The sequence below is a fragment of the Desulfotomaculum sp. OF05-3 genome, from assembly GCF_003435535.1.
Lineage (GTDB): Bacteria > Bacillota > Clostridia > Lachnospirales > Lachnospiraceae > Pilosibacter > Pilosibacter fragilis.
In genome coordinates, this window is record NZ_QWGO01000004.1 from 120,758 (window position 1) to 138,934 (window position 18,177).

24 protein-coding genes and 1 CRISPR repeat array are annotated in these 18,177 nt (G+C 43.4%); all 24 genes read left to right on the forward strand.

Annotated features, from left to right (window positions below):
• Positions 1 to 24: 24 nt before the first annotated feature.
• The 24 genes from DXA87_RS03790 to DXA87_RS03895 all read left to right on the forward strand — a co-directional run bounded on the left by DXA87_RS03790 (position 25) and on the right by DXA87_RS03895 (position 18,149).
• Positions 25 to 1,545, forward strand: a complete 1,521-nt coding sequence (locus DXA87_RS03790) for a DNA cytosine methyltransferase (RefSeq protein WP_117503318.1) — start codon at positions 25 to 27, stop codon at positions 1,543 to 1,545.
• 463 nt (positions 1,546 to 2,008) lie between these two features.
• A complete protein-coding gene (locus DXA87_RS03795; RefSeq protein ID WP_117503319.1) occupies positions 2,009 to 3,175 on the forward strand; it encodes an RNA-guided endonuclease TnpB family protein in 1,167 nt (388 codons plus the stop codon).
• Between the two features lie 224 nt (positions 3,176 to 3,399).
• Positions 3,400 to 4,224: an ATP-dependent Zn protease gene (locus DXA87_RS03800; RefSeq protein ID WP_117503320.1), complete on the forward strand. Its 825-nt coding sequence runs from the start codon at positions 3,400 to 3,402 to the stop codon at positions 4,222 to 4,224.
• Positions 4,225 to 4,458: 234 nt separating this feature from the next.
• Positions 4,459 to 5,547 carry a DUF262 domain-containing protein gene (locus DXA87_RS03805; RefSeq protein ID WP_117503321.1) on the forward strand — a complete coding sequence of 363 codons (1,089 nt, stop codon included), beginning with the start codon at positions 4,459 to 4,461 and terminating at the stop codon, positions 5,545 to 5,547.
• A gap of 56 nt (positions 5,548 to 5,603) precedes the next feature.
• On the forward strand, positions 5,604 to 5,867 hold the full coding sequence (locus DXA87_RS03810) for a type II toxin-antitoxin system HicA family toxin (protein WP_117503322.1): 264 nt from the start codon (positions 5,604 to 5,606) through the stop codon (positions 5,865 to 5,867).
• Positions 5,845 to 6,216 (forward strand): type II toxin-antitoxin system HicB family antitoxin, encoded by a 372-nt coding sequence (locus tag DXA87_RS03815; protein WP_117503323.1) that lies wholly within the window; start codon positions 5,845 to 5,847, stop codon positions 6,214 to 6,216. The genes DXA87_RS03810 and DXA87_RS03815 overlap by 23 nt, the downstream gene beginning before the upstream one ends.
• A 371-nt stretch (positions 6,217 to 6,587) precedes the next feature.
• Positions 6,588 to 7,097, forward strand: coding sequence for a hypothetical protein (locus DXA87_RS03820; protein WP_147326514.1), 510 nt, complete (start codon positions 6,588 to 6,590; stop codon positions 7,095 to 7,097).
• 120 nt (positions 7,098 to 7,217) lie between these two features.
• The gene (locus DXA87_RS03825; protein WP_117503325.1) at positions 7,218 to 7,937 is read left to right on the forward strand and encodes a hypothetical protein; all 720 of its coding nucleotides are present in this window, start codon (positions 7,218 to 7,220) and stop codon (positions 7,935 to 7,937) included.
• Positions 7,938 to 7,952: 15 nt separating this feature from the next.
• Positions 7,953 to 8,843: an Ig-like domain-containing protein gene (locus DXA87_RS03830; RefSeq protein ID WP_117503326.1), complete on the forward strand. Its 891-nt coding sequence runs from the start codon at positions 7,953 to 7,955 to the stop codon at positions 8,841 to 8,843.
• Positions 8,844 to 8,870: 27 nt separating this feature from the next.
• Positions 8,871 to 9,365, forward strand: coding sequence for a hypothetical protein (locus tag DXA87_RS03835; protein ID WP_117503327.1), 495 nt, complete (start codon positions 8,871 to 8,873; stop codon positions 9,363 to 9,365).
• Between the two features lie 6 nt (positions 9,366 to 9,371).
• Positions 9,372 to 10,190: a hypothetical protein gene (locus DXA87_RS03840; protein ID WP_117503328.1), complete on the forward strand. Its 819-nt coding sequence runs from the start codon at positions 9,372 to 9,374 to the stop codon at positions 10,188 to 10,190.
• A 1-nt stretch (position 10,191) separates the two neighbouring features.
• Positions 10,192 to 10,902: a hypothetical protein gene (locus tag DXA87_RS03845; RefSeq protein ID WP_117503329.1), complete on the forward strand. Its 711-nt coding sequence runs from the start codon at positions 10,192 to 10,194 to the stop codon at positions 10,900 to 10,902.
• A gap of 255 nt (positions 10,903 to 11,157) precedes the next feature.
• Positions 11,158 to 11,528: a CRISPR direct-repeat array (repeat unit 26 nt; unit sequence GCTAAAATCCACGCATCCCACGGGGG).
• Positions 11,529 to 12,037: 509 nt separating this feature from the next.
• Positions 12,038 to 13,297: a hypothetical protein gene (locus tag DXA87_RS03850; RefSeq protein ID WP_117503330.1), complete on the forward strand. Its 1,260-nt coding sequence runs from the start codon at positions 12,038 to 12,040 to the stop codon at positions 13,295 to 13,297.
• An 85-nt stretch (positions 13,298 to 13,382) separates the two neighbouring features.
• A complete protein-coding gene (locus tag DXA87_RS03855; protein ID WP_117503331.1) occupies positions 13,383 to 13,778 on the forward strand; it encodes a hypothetical protein in 396 nt (131 codons plus the stop codon).
• 235 nt (positions 13,779 to 14,013) lie between these two features.
• On the forward strand, positions 14,014 to 14,205 hold the full coding sequence (locus DXA87_RS03860) for a hypothetical protein (protein WP_117503332.1): 192 nt from the start codon (positions 14,014 to 14,016) through the stop codon (positions 14,203 to 14,205).
• A 14-nt stretch (positions 14,206 to 14,219) separates the two neighbouring features.
• Positions 14,220 to 14,801 carry a hypothetical protein gene (locus DXA87_RS03865; RefSeq protein WP_117503333.1) on the forward strand — a complete coding sequence of 194 codons (582 nt, stop codon included), beginning with the start codon at positions 14,220 to 14,222 and terminating at the stop codon, positions 14,799 to 14,801.
• A 53-nt stretch (positions 14,802 to 14,854) separates the two neighbouring features.
• Positions 14,855 to 15,262, forward strand: coding sequence for a hypothetical protein (locus DXA87_RS03870; protein WP_117503334.1), 408 nt, complete (start codon positions 14,855 to 14,857; stop codon positions 15,260 to 15,262).
• A 16-nt stretch (positions 15,263 to 15,278) separates the two neighbouring features.
• Positions 15,279 to 15,461: a hypothetical protein gene (locus DXA87_RS03875; RefSeq protein ID WP_117503335.1), complete on the forward strand. Its 183-nt coding sequence runs from the start codon at positions 15,279 to 15,281 to the stop codon at positions 15,459 to 15,461.
• Between the two features lie 45 nt (positions 15,462 to 15,506).
• Positions 15,507 to 15,908 (forward strand): hypothetical protein, encoded by a 402-nt coding sequence (locus DXA87_RS03880; RefSeq protein ID WP_117503336.1) that lies wholly within the window; start codon positions 15,507 to 15,509, stop codon positions 15,906 to 15,908.
• A gap of 15 nt (positions 15,909 to 15,923) precedes the next feature.
• The gene (locus DXA87_RS17890) at positions 15,924 to 16,073 is read left to right on the forward strand and encodes a hypothetical protein (protein ID WP_158553012.1); all 150 of its coding nucleotides are present in this window, start codon (positions 15,924 to 15,926) and stop codon (positions 16,071 to 16,073) included.
• Between the two features lie 15 nt (positions 16,074 to 16,088).
• Entirely contained in the window at positions 16,089 to 16,457 is a 369-nt protein-coding gene (locus DXA87_RS03885; RefSeq protein WP_117503337.1) for a hypothetical protein, read from the forward strand.
• A gap of 113 nt (positions 16,458 to 16,570) precedes the next feature.
• A complete protein-coding gene (locus DXA87_RS03890) occupies positions 16,571 to 17,101 on the forward strand; it encodes a hypothetical protein (protein ID WP_117503338.1) in 531 nt (176 codons plus the stop codon).
• 17 nt (positions 17,102 to 17,118) lie between these two features.
• Positions 17,119 to 17,274, forward strand: coding sequence for a DUF6472 family protein (locus DXA87_RS17895; RefSeq protein WP_158553013.1), 156 nt, complete (start codon positions 17,119 to 17,121; stop codon positions 17,272 to 17,274).
• 341 nt (positions 17,275 to 17,615) lie between these two features.
• Positions 17,616 to 18,149 carry a hypothetical protein gene (locus tag DXA87_RS03895; protein WP_147326515.1) on the forward strand — a complete coding sequence of 178 codons (534 nt, stop codon included), beginning with the start codon at positions 17,616 to 17,618 and terminating at the stop codon, positions 18,147 to 18,149.
• Positions 18,150 to 18,177: the final 28 nt, after the last annotated feature.

Here is an 18,177-nt window from a genome sequence, read left to right on the forward strand (position 1 = left end):
AAATAAGAGAAAGGAAAAACTACTATGGAAAAAAAGAAAATTAAAACATCAAAACGAGGACTGACATTTTCATTCTCCGGTCTTAAGCGCTTCTCTCCGGGAAGACATTACCGATATATCCTGGATGTAGAGTTCAATAACCTGATCCTTCTTCCGGCAAAGGACGGACTTATGGTTTCGAGGAAGAAGACCAAAAGCGGTCAGATCAAATCCTTGATCGATCTCAGAAACCGAGAGATCCGGAATGCGATCAAGCATGCGGATTTCCTTGAGATCGAGATGAAGGAAGACAGCATCCTGGTATCATCCCTGGAGCGTGAGGATATCCGGAACAGAAGCTTAAAAAACGAGAAGATCATAAGCCTGGATAGATATGTGAACCGGACCTGCGAGATAGAGGTAAGCAAAACGCTTCTCCGGGCAGCAGGAGATACCGGAAACATATCAACAGACTATCACCAGATGAGCTTTGCAGAAATATTTGGGAGCCTGGTAGATCGTGATCCGGATGTACCGAAAAAAGTGTCCAGAGAAATAAAAGACGTGATCCGGGTGATTTCCCTGTTTTCCGGAGCCGGAATGTTAGATTACCCATTTGCCGGGGATAAAAACTTCAAGATTGTGGCAGCCTTTGAACATGATGAGGAAGCGATTCTGACGTACCGGCATAATATCGGGGACCATATCAGGAATGTGGATATCCGATCGTTAAAGGCAAGCGATCTGCCAGAGGCAGATGTTATAATCGGCGGTCCGCCATGCCAGCCTTATTCAAGAGCAAATCCATCCAAAGAAAAACGAGGGATTTATCATGAAGAGGGGGACATGTTCAAGGAATACATTCGGCTGGTCAAAGAGACTGGAATCCGGGTATTTCTTATCGAGAATGTTCCGCAGTTATTGACGGATTCCTACGGGGAAAATATGGATTATCTGCGCGGAGAGCTGGAAAAGGACTACTGCATTGAGGCAAGGGTGATCTGTGATGCGGACGTGGGAGGATATACCACCCGCAAACGGGCGTTTATTCTCGGCATACGGCGGCAGAAAGAACCGCTTTCAAACATCTTCCCCAATCTGCTCCTAAGACCGGTTAAAACGGCTGGTGAAGCGATCAGAAAGGTCACGAAAGCCTGGAAAAACTTCTTTGATGTGAGCATTCCAGGAGCAAGAACGAAGGAGAAAATCGCTCTGGTCCCGGAGGGTGGAAACTGGCATGATCTTCCAGAAGAATACAGGACAAAAAGTGTCCATTCGAACATGTATCGGCGTTTGGATCGGAATAAGCCGAGCATAACGATCTGCAACTGGAGAAAAGCCGTGATCATCCCGCCTCGATTTGATAACAGCGGATACTGGGACCGGATTCTCACGGTGGCAGAAGCAGCAGCCTTATCCGGTCTGGATGAGGAGTTTGAGTTTCTCGGAAGGTTGTCTGCAAAGCAGCAGCAGTGTGGAAACGGGGTCCCGATCGCAATGGGACGATACTGTATGCAGATGATCAAGAAGTATTTTGCTTCACAGCCAGATTATGTCATGGCGTGACAAGCCGCATTCGAACTTTAGTGTGGTTTAGGATGTGGGATAAATCTTGTAGATACAACTTTACTGTGGGATTGAAATATACTATAATGCAGAAGAGGAAATATTTGTAAATATCAAAAGTATGAGTAAAACATTAAGTTTAGCAGATATAACATCATATCGAGAAGAGTCTATAAAATGTGGCAAGTCAGAAGACTATATAACTGCCTTGTCAGATTTAACATTGTTCGCCAAGAATTCCCCCATCTCTATAGGTGGCGGGATGAATTGGCATCAAAACTGAACATTGTATAGAAATTACATTTTAGCCGCATTTTTGCGGCTTTTTGCATTTTCTTATGGATGATTATGAGATTATGGTATTTTTGCTCTATATATGGTATAATCAGAACATACGTTTGATATTGCTTTTTGCATCAAACACATTCAAGCACATTTATTACGACAGAAAGGAGGACCCCCCATGGACAGAAAGAAATCATCCACACCAAAACCTCCAGTGGAACGTATTGCGTATCGTTTCTACGGTGTTCCAACTGCGAATGATGCCGCACTGGAAGCAAAGACCTTTGGCTGTTGCAGGTATTTATGGAACCGGATGCTTGGTGATCGTAATACCCTGTATCAGGAAATCGGCGAAGCTCCGGATAATACACCGGCTGATTACAAAGATCTGGATGAGTGTAACTGGCTGAAAGAAGTAGACTCCCTCGCACTTGCCAATGTCCAGCTCAACCTTGAAACAGCATTCAGCCGTTTCTTCAAGGGTACATCCCGGTATCCGAAATTCAAATCAAAAAAGTTCAGTCGGAAATCGTATACCACAAACGTTGTTTGTGCTAAGAACGGGAAATCCAACATTGTCCTGGATGAGAAAAACGGACTTCTGAAGCTCCCAAAACACAAAGACTGGATCCGGCTGAAGATGCACCGGAACATTCGTCCTGGCGGAGTCATCAAATCTGTCACTGTTACTATGGAACCGGATGAAAAAACGTATTACTCAATCCTGATGGAATATCCAAAAACTGCTGTTGCCAAAACAAAGCCAAAGACTATGATCGGACTGGATATGTCCCTTCCGAATCTGTATGTGGACAGCAATGGCAATACTCCGGATTTTCCAAAGCCATATCGTAAAATCGAACCGGCACTTGTAAAGGAACAGAAACGTCTTTCCCGTAAGAAGAAAGGCTCCAAGCGGTATGAGGCACAGCGTCTGAAAATCGCAAAGCTGCATGCGAAAGCCAAACATCAGCGGAGTGATTTCCTGCATAAGCTGTCTGCATCCCTGACTGATACTTATGACCTGATCGCGCTCGAAGATCTTGATATGTCTGCTATCAGACGTTCCCTGAAATTCGGAAAATCCACATCTGATAACGGATGGGGCATGTTTGTGGAAATGCTGACCTATAAGGCTGAACGGAAGGGAAAACAGCTGGTAAAGATTGACCGCTGGTTTCCGTCCAGTAAGACCTGCTGTCAGTGTGGTCATGTTCATAAGGAGCTGACTCTGTCTGACCGTACCTATATCTGCCCGGTATGCGGGCATGTGATGGACCGCGATAAACAGGCTGCAATCAATATCCTGAAAGAAGCAATCCGTATGCTGCAAATCGCAGCTTAAAGATAAAACGGTGGGTACTCCCGGAATGTACCAGAACCGGTCGGAACACCGGGATTAGCCTGGCTGTACTTTGTTGTATGTAAGGTTCGGATGGTCGCAGTCATCCGGTAAAATTGACTCCTCGTAACCAGGAAAATAGACGTTCTCCGGGACGGAAGCCCCCACTTCAAGTTGTGCAGTGCCTAAGTGGTGGGTAGGTTCACGAATGAAAAGAGGAAAAACAAATGAATAGAAACTCTGATTTGGCATCGAAAATATATGCTATTTTTATAGCCGTAATTAAATGTTTTATTTTAGCTTGTGGCATATCTTTATTATTATTTTTCTTTTATGATAATGAGTTGGAATTTACAAAAGATAATATCAAATGTGTAGTGGGTTCAATACATGCATTATTATTGGCAGTGGTAGGAGTATTGAATTTGCTTAGTGCAAAAATGTGGAGCGTTGAACATTCTTCCACTACCGCTAGTGATGTTATAAAGCCATTTGGAAAAGCTATAATAAGTAATAAAGAAAAAACACATGAATATACAAGAAGGGTGGTTACTGTTCATGAAGCGGGTCATGCAGTAATGGCTTATTTAAGAAACGCAAATACAATCGTTGTGACAGCTTCTCTTTGCAAACCAAATGTGGCAACAGGATATGATACATTTGGGAATGTAGAAGATGTGAAAAGCATGATACTTGTTAAATACGCAGGGGCAATAGCAGAAGAGTTAATATTTGGGCATTATCATATGGGTAGTTTTCTTGGAGATAATTCAGATTTTAAAAGTGCAACGGAATTGATTAAAGGTTATATTACTATGATCAATTCAGAGATGAGCAAAACACTATTAGATAAGGAATTGGAATCTCAACTTATAGATATATCAAAAGCTTTTTACCAAGAAAGCAAGGAACTGCTTAGTTCAAATATAAAATTAGTTGAGCATTTATCTAGCGTATTAACAGATAGGGAAGAATTAACCACAGAAGAAGTATTTGCAATAATAAACGATTTTAAAGACAAGGAAGAGAATGCTAATCCCACAAATTCGTAACATTCTGCAAAATGTGGAATTTTAAAATATCCCACAGTAAAATTCGAATAGCCGTGACAAGCAAAATGTTGACAGTAAGCTCATGGTGCTGTATACTGAAAAAGTAGTATAGTCAACTATTAAATGTCATCGGAGTATTAAGTCACATCAATCCCTTCGGGGATTGTATGTGACTTTTTTTGTACAAAAAAATAAGAATGCGACTCCGATGAAACACCAAAAGGAGGAAAAAATATGATTGCACAGGCAGCAAAGACATGGAACGTGTTACAGTTTGTGAAGATGGTGGAGCATGGAACGATTACGTTCAGCAATATCTACCAGAGATCCTATGTATGGGATAAGGACCGGGAGTGTAAGTTATTTGCTTCACTCGTAGAATCGTTCCCGATCCCGGCGATCAATGCATCCCGGCATACGGCAGAGAAAAAAGGAGATCCTGGAGTCTATGATCTGCTTAATGGTAAACAGAGGGTAACGGCATTGACGAAGATCTTCGGAGGTGAGGTACGGTGTCAGAACTTATGGCGTTTGCGGCTGAATCCGGAAGATCCGATCGATCTTACGGATGAGGAGAAAGAGTTCCTGAAGTATGGGGAAGAGTACGATGAAGGACAGCTTATCCATACGATCGATGTGAACGGGCTGACCTATAATGAATTACCGTTAAGCATAAGAACGGTGATGGCAAGTCGTATGATGCGCATCGAGTATTACGACAATCTCACCAGGGAAGAGGAACGGCGGATCATTATCAATGCCAACTCTGGAAAAGGAATGTCAGCAATCGAACGTACCAGGATCGAGATGCGATCGTTCGAAACCCTCTTAAGGCTTTCCAAACATCCGATTTTTAATTGCTTGTCGGAAAGCGCAATAAAAGGGTATGTGAACGAAGACATCTGCTTAAAGATGTGGATCGTGTTATATACGGAAGATCCGTCTCTGGAAACCAAAGAAGTTCGTCCGCTGGCAAGGACTGCCATCATCACGGAAGAGCAGATGAAGGAGATCTGGTCCATTTTGTGCAGACTGGAGGAGATCGCAAAACGGGTAGACAAGCCGAATGTGAAAAAGCGCATCTTAGCCAGACTTCACATGAGTACGCTCGCTCCGATCGTTAAGCGCAGCATCAATGACCAGATAAGCATCGAAGAGATGACGGACTGGCTGAGTCACTTCTTTAGCGGAACGAAACGTGCTTCTATTAACGAGAAGTATAACGAAGCCGCAAGAATCTCCACGGCGCAGAGAGGAAGCGTGAGAACACGTCTTCATGAGCTGGAAGAGGCATATGAAAACAGGTTCGGCAAAAGAAGTTAGGAGAATATTGACACCAAATACGATACCACATATAATGGAAACAGGAGGTATATCCTATGTCACAATGGGATAAATTGATAGCGCGTATCTGCAACTTATCGAAAGATCTTCGGTTTGATGAGCTGCGAAAAGTGTTGGAAAGTTACGGATATGTGATGGATGCTCCAAGAAGCGGAAGCAGCCATTATACATTTAGAAAACCAGGCTGTATGCCAATCACAATACCAAAGCACGAACCTATCAAAAAGGTATATGTGGAAATGGTAAAACAGGTGGTTGAAAGTGAGGCGAAGAATAATGAAGACAAAGACATTGAGTGATTATATGGCAATGCCCTATCGCATGGAGATTGTAGAGGATAAGGATGAAGGAGGATTTGTTGTTTCCTATCCGGATCTGCCGGGATGTATCACTTGTGGAGAAACGGTAGAGAGTGCAGTAACAAATGCGATTGATGCAAAAAAAACGTGGCTTGAAGCTGCACTGGAAGACGGAGTGGAGATTCATGAACCGGACAGTCTGGAAGATTATTCCGGACAGTTTAAAGTAAGACTCCCGAGAAGTCTGCACAGATCACTGGCAGAACATTCTCAGAGAGAAGGAATCAGCATGAACCAGTATTGCGTATATCTTCTCTCCAGGAATGATGCATTATACTCGAAGAAGTGAACTTACCCACCACGTAGGCACTACATGCCTTGAAGTAAAATTTTTGTTCTGATATGTGAGGACTGCTGCCGGCATTTGCTGGCAGCAGTCCTCTTTTGCATCATGGTTGTAGAACCGGAACTCAATCTGATATTGAATTCGCACTCCGGATATGATATAATGCGGAATATAAAGTTACGGTTGTTATTGTTTTTTGGAGGATGAGTCGCTGAATAAAAAGTTTGGCGGCTTTTTTTGTTGAAAAAAATTGAAATTCGGGAGAAGCTATGGTACACTTAAGACAGTTTAAAGTGTACCTGGAAGAAAAGTCACAGATGTGGAATGCATTTGTGGCTTTTTTTGCGTTTTCCCACAGAGAAAGGGGTAGGCTTATGGCAGCAGAATTAAGAAAAGAAAAAGATGAAAGGATCCAGGGAAACGACCGGATGCTCCTGGACCAGCTCCACAATAAACTGTGGATCCGCTATAATAATAAGCGGATGGTCCCGATGGAAGCGCTGACCGGGAAATATAAGGTTGCCTGGGACCGCTTGAATAAAGAGATCAATGATCTTCTGGTGGCATTCCTTACAGCAAATCTTTACCGGAAAGTGACTCCGGAAGACAATAAATTTTATATGCGGTTTATCCAGCTCCTTTTTGATAAGTATAAGAGCCGGTATAACGCCGCATTAAAATGTATCCCGCTGGAAAGAAGAGAGAAGATCCTTCTGGATATCCGGGATGAGATGGGAGCCTGTGAAAGCTCCTTCTGTGAGTTATTGTTCCAGAAGCGGCAGGCAGGAAAAGAAAAGAATGCGGATGAGAAAACCATACGATTCGAGGTGATCAAAGCCTGGAACGAGGAGATCAATCCACAAACAGGAATAACCGTAGCGTGACAAACGACAGAGGGCGGACAGGATTATTCCTGTCTGCCCTCTGTTATTTTTTATTGATATTATTTTTCTGTCATGCTAATATAAGTGCAGAATTTGATGCTCAGGGGGAGGATGATATTTATGATTTCAAAACCGTTTGCATTCCCCGTTTCGCAATGGGGACTGATCGATGAGAAGCCCATTTCAAGCGATGCGGGGAGAGAGGAGTACCGGGTCGCTATTGGAGAGGTAAAGAATGAAAAGAAAGAGACGATCCGTTATATCGAGGAAAATATATATAAGGATATCTTAAATTGCCTGATCAGCGAGGATGAGAAGGTAAAGAAGCGGTACCGTTTGTACCAGAACTTAAATCAGGTACCGCCGATCATTGTAAAATATGAAAAAGATGTGATCATGCATAACAGCGCGGTCCAGAATTACTATATGAAGATCAAGACGGCACTGGAAGATATTTCCACGGATATTCTGATAAAAGCCATTGCGGAAGCCAAAAGCAGCAGCCGCTGGAGTGCAAAGAAGGGAGACGGGATCCGCGCCCTGGAAGCTCTGGTACGTGCAAAAACCGGCGTAAATTATCACACGGAATTGATCCTGTATACGGTAAAGTGTTCGATCTTAGAGACAGAAGAAGATCCTCTGAAAATTCATACAATCCTTAGCCAGATGACCGAGGATCAGATCGTGGATTTCATTGGAGCTGTAAAAGAATACAGTATCGCAGAAGAGATGAGCAACGAGACGCTTGGAAAGCTTTTGGACACCTACAAAATAGAAGAGATTGAGGCAGAGGTCAACAAGGCAGTGACAACCAGATATTTCCTTGGGCTGCTGGCATGACGTGGTGATAAATTTATGAAAAAAGAAACGATTTTAGGAGCAATCGCGGCATTATGCATTGCTTTTGCAAGTCCAGTCTGTGTGTATGCAGACGCAGCACCAACGATTACGATTTTAAAAGGAAATCCATCCAGTCCGACAGATCCGCCGTATACGTTTACCTTCCGGGTATCGGATTCTGAGGGAATCACATCCATTAAGGTGAACGGACGGGAACTTGGTGCCAACGGAGCGGATGAATATGATATTGACTGGAGTACGTCCTATAATGGTACGTTTACTCTCACGGCAACCAATACAAACGGCGGGACCAGTTCGAAGAATCTGGAGCTGACGAACATCAGGAGCGGAGCAGCGGCTGGGGCATCCAGACCGGCAGAGATCCCCGCAGTAACAGCGGCACCGACTCCTGCTGCCACAACTGCTCCTGCAACCCAGGCACCGCAAACTGCTCCTGCGACCCAGGCGGTCCCGCCAACGACTCGTGCAGCAGCAACGACCCAGGCTGCGCCAACCCAGGCACCAACAGAGACACAGACAGAGCCGGAAAGCACTGCTCCGGAGACAGAATCGAGCTTGGAAGAATATACGGAACCGGAAAGTGAGTCGGCTGAGGAGAGTATGGAGGAGTCCACGGCAGCAGAAGAGACCTTGCCGGAAAGCGAACCTACGACAAAAGAAACAGAGACAGTCGAAGAGACCGAAGAAGAATATCCGCCGGATTCTTACCGCTTATATCCCGGAGGAAAGACCAACCGGACAATCCCGTACCTCTTAGCAACGGCTTGTCTTTTTGTCTCAATTTACTGTGTCATCACGCTCTCTCTCAATAAAAAGAGGCTGAGACTCTATAAAGAGCTTCTGACGGCATTAGAACGCCGGAAGAAACATAAGCGATGGGAATAATACAAAGGACAGCACTGGAGTGAAACCATGGGGAACTGTTCGGAAGAAAAACCAGGATCCTGTATCCCGGCGAATACGGTATACGGACCCTACATGATTTATCCGGATGCCACGATCATCGATATAGGAAAAAAGAAAAAAATCAAGAAGGTTCTCCGGAATGGCAAGTATTATGTAGGACTGCGTCTGCAGAACGAAGAGAATCTGAGATACTACAGCCTATACCGGATCTTATATGAAGCATTTGTGGACCCTTCGATCGGAGCGCAGGATTACATTATTCCGGCAGATGGGGATTATAAAAATCTGGATATTTCAAATTTGAAAAAAGTCAGCGCAAGTGAATTTCATAAGGTACATCCTTCTGGGAGAAAGAAAAAGATAACAAAGAAGGAATATGAAGAGATCTGTGAATTGAGAAAAAACGGATTGTCGTATCGGGCAATCGCGGCAAAATACAGGGTGTCGCATTATGTGATCCAGAAGCTATTGCGAAATGGATTTTATACGAAAGGGGATTGATACCATATGCTTATAAAGCATCAGATAAGAAAGAAAAAGGGAAAACTCCTGGCGATCGGAGTTGCAATGGGGCTTATGTCCTGCACGATTACAGGATGTTCTGCGATTATTCAGCAAGAAGAAGTTGTCCTGGATATTCCGGAATATAAGGAAAGTGATCTGCCGGATGGAGTCTTTTTGAAGGTAGACGATACCTTCTATGCTCCCTATAATGAAGGAAAAACATACGGACAAACAGCAATGAACAGTTCTCCGGACCGGGTAATCTGGTACCTGGAGGGAGAAGAAAAGCATATCCCGACATTCAAAAACGGATATCAGATCGTATACAAAAACAAATCGGAACTGCCGGATCAGTTCAGCCTGGAAGGATTTGAATATGTCTGCGACAGCGTTGGCATAAAGGATATCCGGCTGGATGATAAGGGAAGATATACCTTATATGCAGCCACACTCAAAGAGGGAAGCGATGCGGAAACCGCATTGCAGGATCTGATCGGAGATACATCCGTGATCCTTGACAACGTGGATGGAAATCCCGTAAACAGCAACATCATCACCAGGACCGGATCGATCAATGGATTGGAACTGGGAAAGACTTACACACTGGGCTTTTACATTGGTACGGAATACAGAGAGTGCCAGGTAAAGGCGGACACGCAGATCTATGTATCAAAAAGCGTCAACACGATCGTACATTACGAGCTGACGAAGAGCGGGTACATGATCCTACAGATGCCGGATCTTATGACTCCGGGATATTATGATATCGATAATTCCGGAGTTGTAAATTATACCGGAATCCTGGAGAACGGAGACAAATAGCATGCAGTCAGGGATGATTATTAAGAAAATGGCAGCAGGAAACTTTGGAATAAATGAAGTGATTGCAGCAATCGTGATCCTGATCTTTTTGTACAACATCAGACAGGGATATAAAAAAGGATTCCTGAAACAGGCAGCATTTTACATCAATACGGTGATCGCGCTGGTGCTGGCACCGATTGCAATGCCGGTTTTCATCACAGGCTTAAATGCGTTCGGAATCACGCATGAGCTGGAAAAGATGATTCAAGGGTACATTGATATGTATACATACAGCCATTCCATGGCAGGAGTCAGACTGGCTGAAATAAACGCAAGCAATGCAGCACTGATCTCACAGGATGAGATCACGAAGTACATTGTTGCGCAAAATGGGGGCATCATTGCACGAAATATCGTAAGGACCCTGTCCTATGCGATGGGATATTCAGCGATCCGGTTCCTTATGAATTTTTTGACGGTTTCAACAAAGATAATTACGGCATTCCCGGTGATCCATGAATGCGACAAAGCGTTGGGAGCTGTGGCAGCAGGAATTCTGACACTACTTGTTTTGTGGCTGATCCTTGCAGGAATTTCTGTACTTTCCTTCATTCCGCCGGTCGCATATGTCGATGCTATGTTATCGAACATTCCGATTCTTGCACAGATAAAATTACTTAATCCGCTGCAACTTCTTATGAGCGGATTGGAACATATTTCCCACCATTAACGAAAAAAGAGTCTGATCATTTTATCATTTGTGATCAGACTCTTTTTTCTTCCAGATAGCATAGTCCCGTCTTTTTATACCATCTGATACGCATTACAAGGAGTTTTTTCTGCCAGCTGCTCAAATCCACACATTCTCTATAAATTCAGGCAGAGTACCACGTCCATAGGAGCCGCTGCACCGCATGGGAGTGGAGCATTCATGGAGAATGAGACAAAAGCAGGATAGCAAGTCTTTGGCAATACAGACGCACAGCCTAAAATCCACGCATCCCGTGTGGGATGCGACTATATCTGGAGCGGATTCGATCGAAGTCAACTATGCTAAAATCCACGCATCCCACGGGGGATGCGACACGCTCTCTTTTATGACAATTGATTCGCGCTAATGCTAAAATCCACGCATCCCACGGGGGGATGCGACTCGAATTCCCCAAAAAAATTGAATATTTATCTTGCTAAAATCCACGCATCCCACGGGGGGATGCGACCAATAATCATGAGAGCACGCTGACATTCAAAAAGGCTAAAATCCACGCATCCCACGGGGGGATGCGACAAAAGGTCAGAGCATTCAGTTAAATGCAAAAGTTGCTAAAATCCACGCATCCCACGGGGGGATGCGACCGCAAAATATAGTGTCTGCTCATGCAAAAAGGCTATAGTTCGCACAAATATACTCTATTTTTTCTCATCCAACCAGATAGGATGAATAGAAAACGGGGGGTATTTTATCTTTTCCGGTGCGAATCGCCCAGGGAAATTCTGAGCACTTGAGGTTCGCACGTTTCACTCGTGATCATCTCCGCCCCGTTGCATCTATTGTACATGACAGCTCCTATGATGTCAAATGGATCGCTTTTCCAATAACAATTCGCTTCGCATCGTTTCAGTTTGTCTACAGAATCAGTGGACAATTTCCTGAAGGGCTGATATAATATGCTTATCAGTGTTTGTATTGTGTATGTCAATGGATATTAGGTTCATAGCTCCTTTATGGGAGCTGTGGACCTTTTTTTGTGCAAAAACTGAAAATCATTGAGAAGGAGGGTAGCAGCACTACTAAGCAACCAAAAAGAAGTAGGGATATGATCCGATCATATTCAGCTGTTGATCAAATAAAAAGGAGAAGAATTATGGAGTTTGATATTTTCGAAGGAAACATGGAACGATTAAGAGAAAAAATGAAAAAGATGGAGAAAAAGTGCGCTAAGTATGGAAATCCATTCCACTATGAAGAAAAGGGAGAAACATTTAAAACGGTGGATGTCTTAGTGCCTGGGACGAATGAGACAGAAAAAAGGGTACTTCGGTACATTGTAGTCGATGTCAGTGGATCTCCGATCATCAATAATTGGAAATTCATTGCATCCTGCACACATACAGCCTACGGGAACATCTTTGGAAAGGCATGTTGGGATGTTGAAATTCCGAAGAGATATTATCATTCGGATTGCGTATGTGAGCACTGCAATAGCCGGAGAATCCGAAAAGAGACCTACATCATAAAGAATGAAGAGACTGGTGAGTTCAAGCAGGTAGGAAAGAGCTGTCTGAAGGATTATACCAATGGAATGTCATCCGAAATGGTGGCAGCTTATATCAGCCTTTACGATGAGGTCATCAGCTATGAGGCACCACCGCTAGGCTATGAACATAAAAAACGCTATGCGGAGCTAAGGGAAGCATTGCTCTACATAGCAGAGACCATAAGACATTATGGGTATGTACGATCATCCGAGGAAGAGGCGGACAGCACAAAACGGATGTCTTACGGCTTTTATGCGGCAGATCATGGCTGGATAGATGGTAGATTATGCCAGGAGTACTGGAATAATATGGAGCGGATCAGCTTCACGTTCGATCTGGACGCAAACAAAGCACTGGTAAAGGAAGCACTGGAGTGGATAAAGACACAGGAAGAGGAGAACAACTATATGCATAACCTCAAAACGGTATGCCAGCAGGAATATATAGATTATTCAAACTGGGGAATTCTCTGCAGCCTGTTTCCATCCTATTATCGGAGTAAGAAAAGAGATGGGGAAAAAGAAGAAACAGTGAAACGAAGCCAGTATGTCGGACAAATTGGCGAGAGGATCACCATTGAAGCGAAGGATGTCTCCGTTGTAGCCAGGTGGGACACCATGTTCGGAGAAACACAGCTGTATCAGATCCTTGGAAAGGATGGAAATGTGTTTGTCTGGAAAACCGGCACCAACGGAAGAATCCAGAGCCATTCGCTGATTCTCGGCACCATAAAGGACCATAGAAAATACCATGGAATCATGCAGACGGAACTCACACGCTGCAAAACGATACGACTTTTGAAGCATGAAGAGAATGACTCAGAGGAATCCGGCGAAACGGGTGATTCGGAATCAGCAGCAGTGTAGAACAGTCGGGGCTTATCGCATACCGGAAGAAAGAATACTTTCTTTCTTCTGGTTCATGTGATAGGATAGGATAAGAGGTGAACCTATGTATACATCGAAAGATGCCATAAAGGTGCGGGTATATGAAACATACCTTGCGAAAGAGAAAATGAATTCAGATCTCTTCGACTTCCAGGTCCGGCTTCCTAAATGTCTGTTACTGGAGACATATGCAGAGATACTGCATGTCATAGAACCGGATTCCATGGTGGTTCAGTTAAGTAATGTCAAAATCATAAAAAATGACTATGAAAAACTGATCGCTGGAGATCGGATTGAACCAGGGTTCCTGGCGGTAGGAGATGAAGTCTTTAAGGGCAACTACAAGAACTTCATGTTCAGCCTGGTCGGAAAAGAGGCAGAAACTGGGATTTACCGCATCAGTAGTCCGGTGTTTGAAGAAAATCGTGTAAGAGGGTTCCAGTACCCCCTTATCGAATGATCCGGCATTTGTGGTAAGTATCGGCAGACAGCAACAAAGTGGTTGAAATTTTTCCTGTCGGAAGGTATAATACTATATAGTAGTTGTTCGATGTCGTAGTCAATGTCAAAGGAAAAAAGGTCTATATCCCATATGGGGGATATGGACCTTTTTTTGTTGAAAAAATAAAAAGAAAGGAGAAGCAGACAAAAAGATTTCGATGCAACTGCAAAAAATAAAAAATCAGGAGGAAAATATGAACAAGGCACCACGTTTTATGAAAGAATATGCAAAGTATAAGACTTTAAATATTCTCAGAAATGAACTGATGAAGGAGGAGTTTAAGAATAAGGGGACCAAAACAATCCAGGGAGCATTAAGAGCCTATGAGAAGGGCATGATTACCGTGGATGAAACAATGAACCTTATCAATAACTGCTTTGAATAAGAAAGGAGATCAGAATGAGCTGTTCAATTAGAGTACTGACAAATGTAGACGAGTGGAGCAAAGAGACTTTGTCGGATCCGGAGACAAGAAAAAAGGCGGCTGAAGAGATCAGAGAATCGCTCAGGATAAATCTCGAAGAAGAATATCCGGGTGAAATCTGGTATGTCAGAGAGTGTATGCCGGATGTGAGTCTGGACAGCGATGAACTGATCTTTGGATTCGAACGTCCGGAGGCAATCTGTAAGACTGTAGAAAACTGGAATCTGAAAAGCACAAAAAACTGTATCAACCAGATGAAAAAATTGGAGGATCAGGCGCGTGATAAGGGATTTCAGACACTCTCAGCCTATCTGGAGTCTGCCATTAACGATGATGGAAATATCAGCGGTGTGTCCCTGTATTCATTGCGGAAAGCTTTGGATGCAGCAGACGATATGCTTTCCGCTGAATCACCATATCTGGCACAGATTCAGTACAAGGATATCAAAAGCGCGTATTCATACGATTATAAAGGTGTCCGCTTGGATCCGGAAGCAAAAGCTTATATTCTGGAACATCCGGAAGAGTACGTGCTGATTGAGATTGCTTATGATTAAATATAGCAATTCTACTCAGAGAGGTAGTTTGTGTATGAATAGGAGGGAAAACTATGGTACTGACACCAGAGTATACAAAAACATTGAATTTCAAAAAGGAGCTGAAAAAACCGGACGAATGCAGCCTGGAGCTGTTTTTTGAAAAGATAAAAGAAGCCATCCGGTCCACGGATGACGGAGAGAAAGCATTAAGATCCATGGAATATTTCCATGCTGGAGGCAATATGAAAATGATTCGCCCTGGCAGCAGAGAAACCTTCTATGCGGATATTCAACCTGGAGGATGCGAAGGAATCTTGGTGTGCTTTTACTACTCGCCGGACGGAACAAGGGACACTGCAGCCTATATTGGATCTGCGAAAACCCTGGAAGAAGATAGTTCGGGATACATACACATAGGATCCATAGCCGGATTGTTTATCCGATTTGCCTATATGATCATGTACCTGAACTTCAACTAAAAAAGGAGGGTACAGAATGGTAAAGAGGACATGGTACCAGGATTGCTACAATGAAAAGAAGACCTGGGAAGTCGTAAAAATGAATGGTGCCTATTATTTGCGCCAGTACATCAATGAACGGCAATTCGGAAGAGGTCTTCGTACCACAAAGAAATACCTGGAAAGCACAGGGATTCTGGAGTTCGAAAAAATAAGATAATGAGCTGCCGGAAGACGGAAGACGAGGCAGCAGAAAGAGGAAGATATGGCAAACTTTTATGAGCTGGCAGATCTCATATCACAGAAAGCAGTCCAGGAACTCCCGAAGATCCTGGATGATATGGGATATGCAGGAAAATACGAAATCAAGAAAATATGGGGAATCGATTACTTGTCGATCAATTCGAACTACAAGGTCGTTTCCAGAGCACTGAAAAAGGCAGAAGAGGCTGCTCACGGGGAAGCAGGACGCTTGATCAAAATCAAGCAGACAACATTCGCAGAACTGTGGGTGCCGGAATCAGAAGCCAAGACCCTGAAAGAAGCCTATGAAACGGTACTTCAGGCAGTTGAAAACGGCTGGAAAGTTGATAACGATCCGGTTGTTGAAGTAAAATGCGCGGAAGACAATGAATACCGTGATGAGTATAGTCTGGAGAAACTGTAGAAAGGTGGCAGGCTGGTGGTTCTTAATGGAATTACCAGCCTGCCTGATGATATGTTTCAGGCTCTGGACGAGTACGTGAAGAAACACGGATTCCATTATGACCAGCCTAATTATGGGTGGATGCACAAGTCATACCAGGAACATATCGCAAAGAAAAATAAGTAATAAGGAGAAAAAAACATGTATACAATCAGATATGAAAAATATTATAATGATTATAGAAAATCCCAGGAGGTTAAAACATTCCGTAGCTTAGAGGAAGTTGCTGACTGGTTATTTGGAATGGTTCGAGGCGAATACAGCAAATCAGTGCTTTTTTTTGTTGACTTGGACAATACATGGAGCAGAATTGAACGTCTGGATCCTAGCTGCATTCAGTCTGGGGACGGAAAATGGACGTATAGTATTGAGCAGATCGAGAAAGATGGAGTGATCATCTATTCCTGCGGCACGTTTACGAATGGAATCCGGCATTGCAATGAGGAAGTCAAGCAATGGCTCAAAGAGTGCCGGAAGAGAAAGGAACATCCTCAGTTCAACTTCGGATAATCTGATATTGGCATTTCAAATCCGTCCTCTATGATAGGGGACGGAATCTGGAATAGTGGTAGAATATAAAACCGGATATCGCCCGATATCTGCTACAAAGAAAGGGATAAAGCATGACAGAAGAAAACATCAGAAAAATGGTAGAGAAATATGAAATCAGAGATAACCGTGATGGACGTATTTGCGCTTATCATGTAAAAACAGACGAGGAGAAAAAACAGATTGGTGAGCATAAGGCTGAGATCCTGGCATATCTGAAAAGGGAAGAAGAGAAGAAAAAAGAGGAGTATTTGAGAAAAACCTCTTTTTTCGAGTCGATTCCTGGGGTGAAGGAAATCCGGAAAGCCCGTGAGGAATGGGGGGATTACCAGTTTGAGTTCCAGAGAGCATTTGAGCGTGGAACCGGACGGTACCCGGACAGCCCTTCCATTGATGCAGCAGGAATTAAGAAACTGGAGGAGCAGTATCCGGAAGCAGTGTTTGCACTGGATATGGAATATAAAAAGGACAGTGCCAATTATGAGTTGGCTGGCATTGCCGAAAAGGCTTATAACGCCTTATGCAATGGAGAAGCCTGGGAGGCAGTCAAAAAGCAGTACGATAAAGATAATGACGAATTTGTATTACGTCATGTATGGGATTGATTATAGGAGGTCTGGATATGATGAAGTGCGAAAATTGCAAATACTTCTTTTACGATTCTTCAGTAGGGATTTCGGAATGCGGACAGTATGACAACATGACCGAAGAAGAGACAGATAAGTATTATGTGGAGGGGGAAGCAAACTGTCCTTATTGGAAGGAAGATGATCAATAATGATCAATAATGATCAATAAGGATAATGATAATGATTAACAGGCAGCAGAAGTTGACACAACAGCTGGTACATAGTATAATACTCATATCAGTAATTGTGTTTTAAAAATGTAAAGGGAAGATAAGGTTCATGCTCTCTGCGGAGAGCGTGGACCTTTTTTTGTACCTACAAACAGAATTACTTTGACATAGATCCCCGAATATCCAGGCTGGGGACCTGGTTTATATAGATAGCAAACAGGCGGCATTACCCAAAGACTCTGAGGTCTGAGGGATGCTAGCAAAAATCCTAGAAGATAGGTCAGCGGAGATAGAGATCGATGCTGTATATGGAGGTTTTTATGAATAAATATAAAAAAATAACATTTATTCTGATGGTAGCGGTGGTGCTAGCTATTATCAGCTCCCCTAATGCGTCAAGGAGAATCATAAAGCACATAAGAATGGCAGCAGGAAGAGGAATAAATGCCATTCTTTCAAACAAGTGGACGGTATGTGCTTCTGTGTTTTTGGTGGCAATAGTACATATCGCCGTGATGGCAGTTACAGCTCTGGTATTCGGATGGAGCGCAGGAAAGATCCTGACAGTAAAATTCGGAGACTGGGGATTTGCAGCCGGACTCGGCATGTATCCGGCAAGCTTTCACATCATGGTGCAGATCTTGCTTAAGATGAGAGAACGCGCTGCAACATGCCAGAATCCTGCATTAAAGCAGCTCATCCTTGAGACTGTAAAGACATGGGGGGATGGCTACGAATGCACATCCAGACTATTTAAAAAAATTAACAAGAGCAAGTTTTACATTTATATTGTTCCAAGTATCATCAAGATGCCATACGAAATGTGGCTGGAACAGTTAGGAAAGCTTGCGTAAAATAACAATGTGAGATCGGGCAGGATGC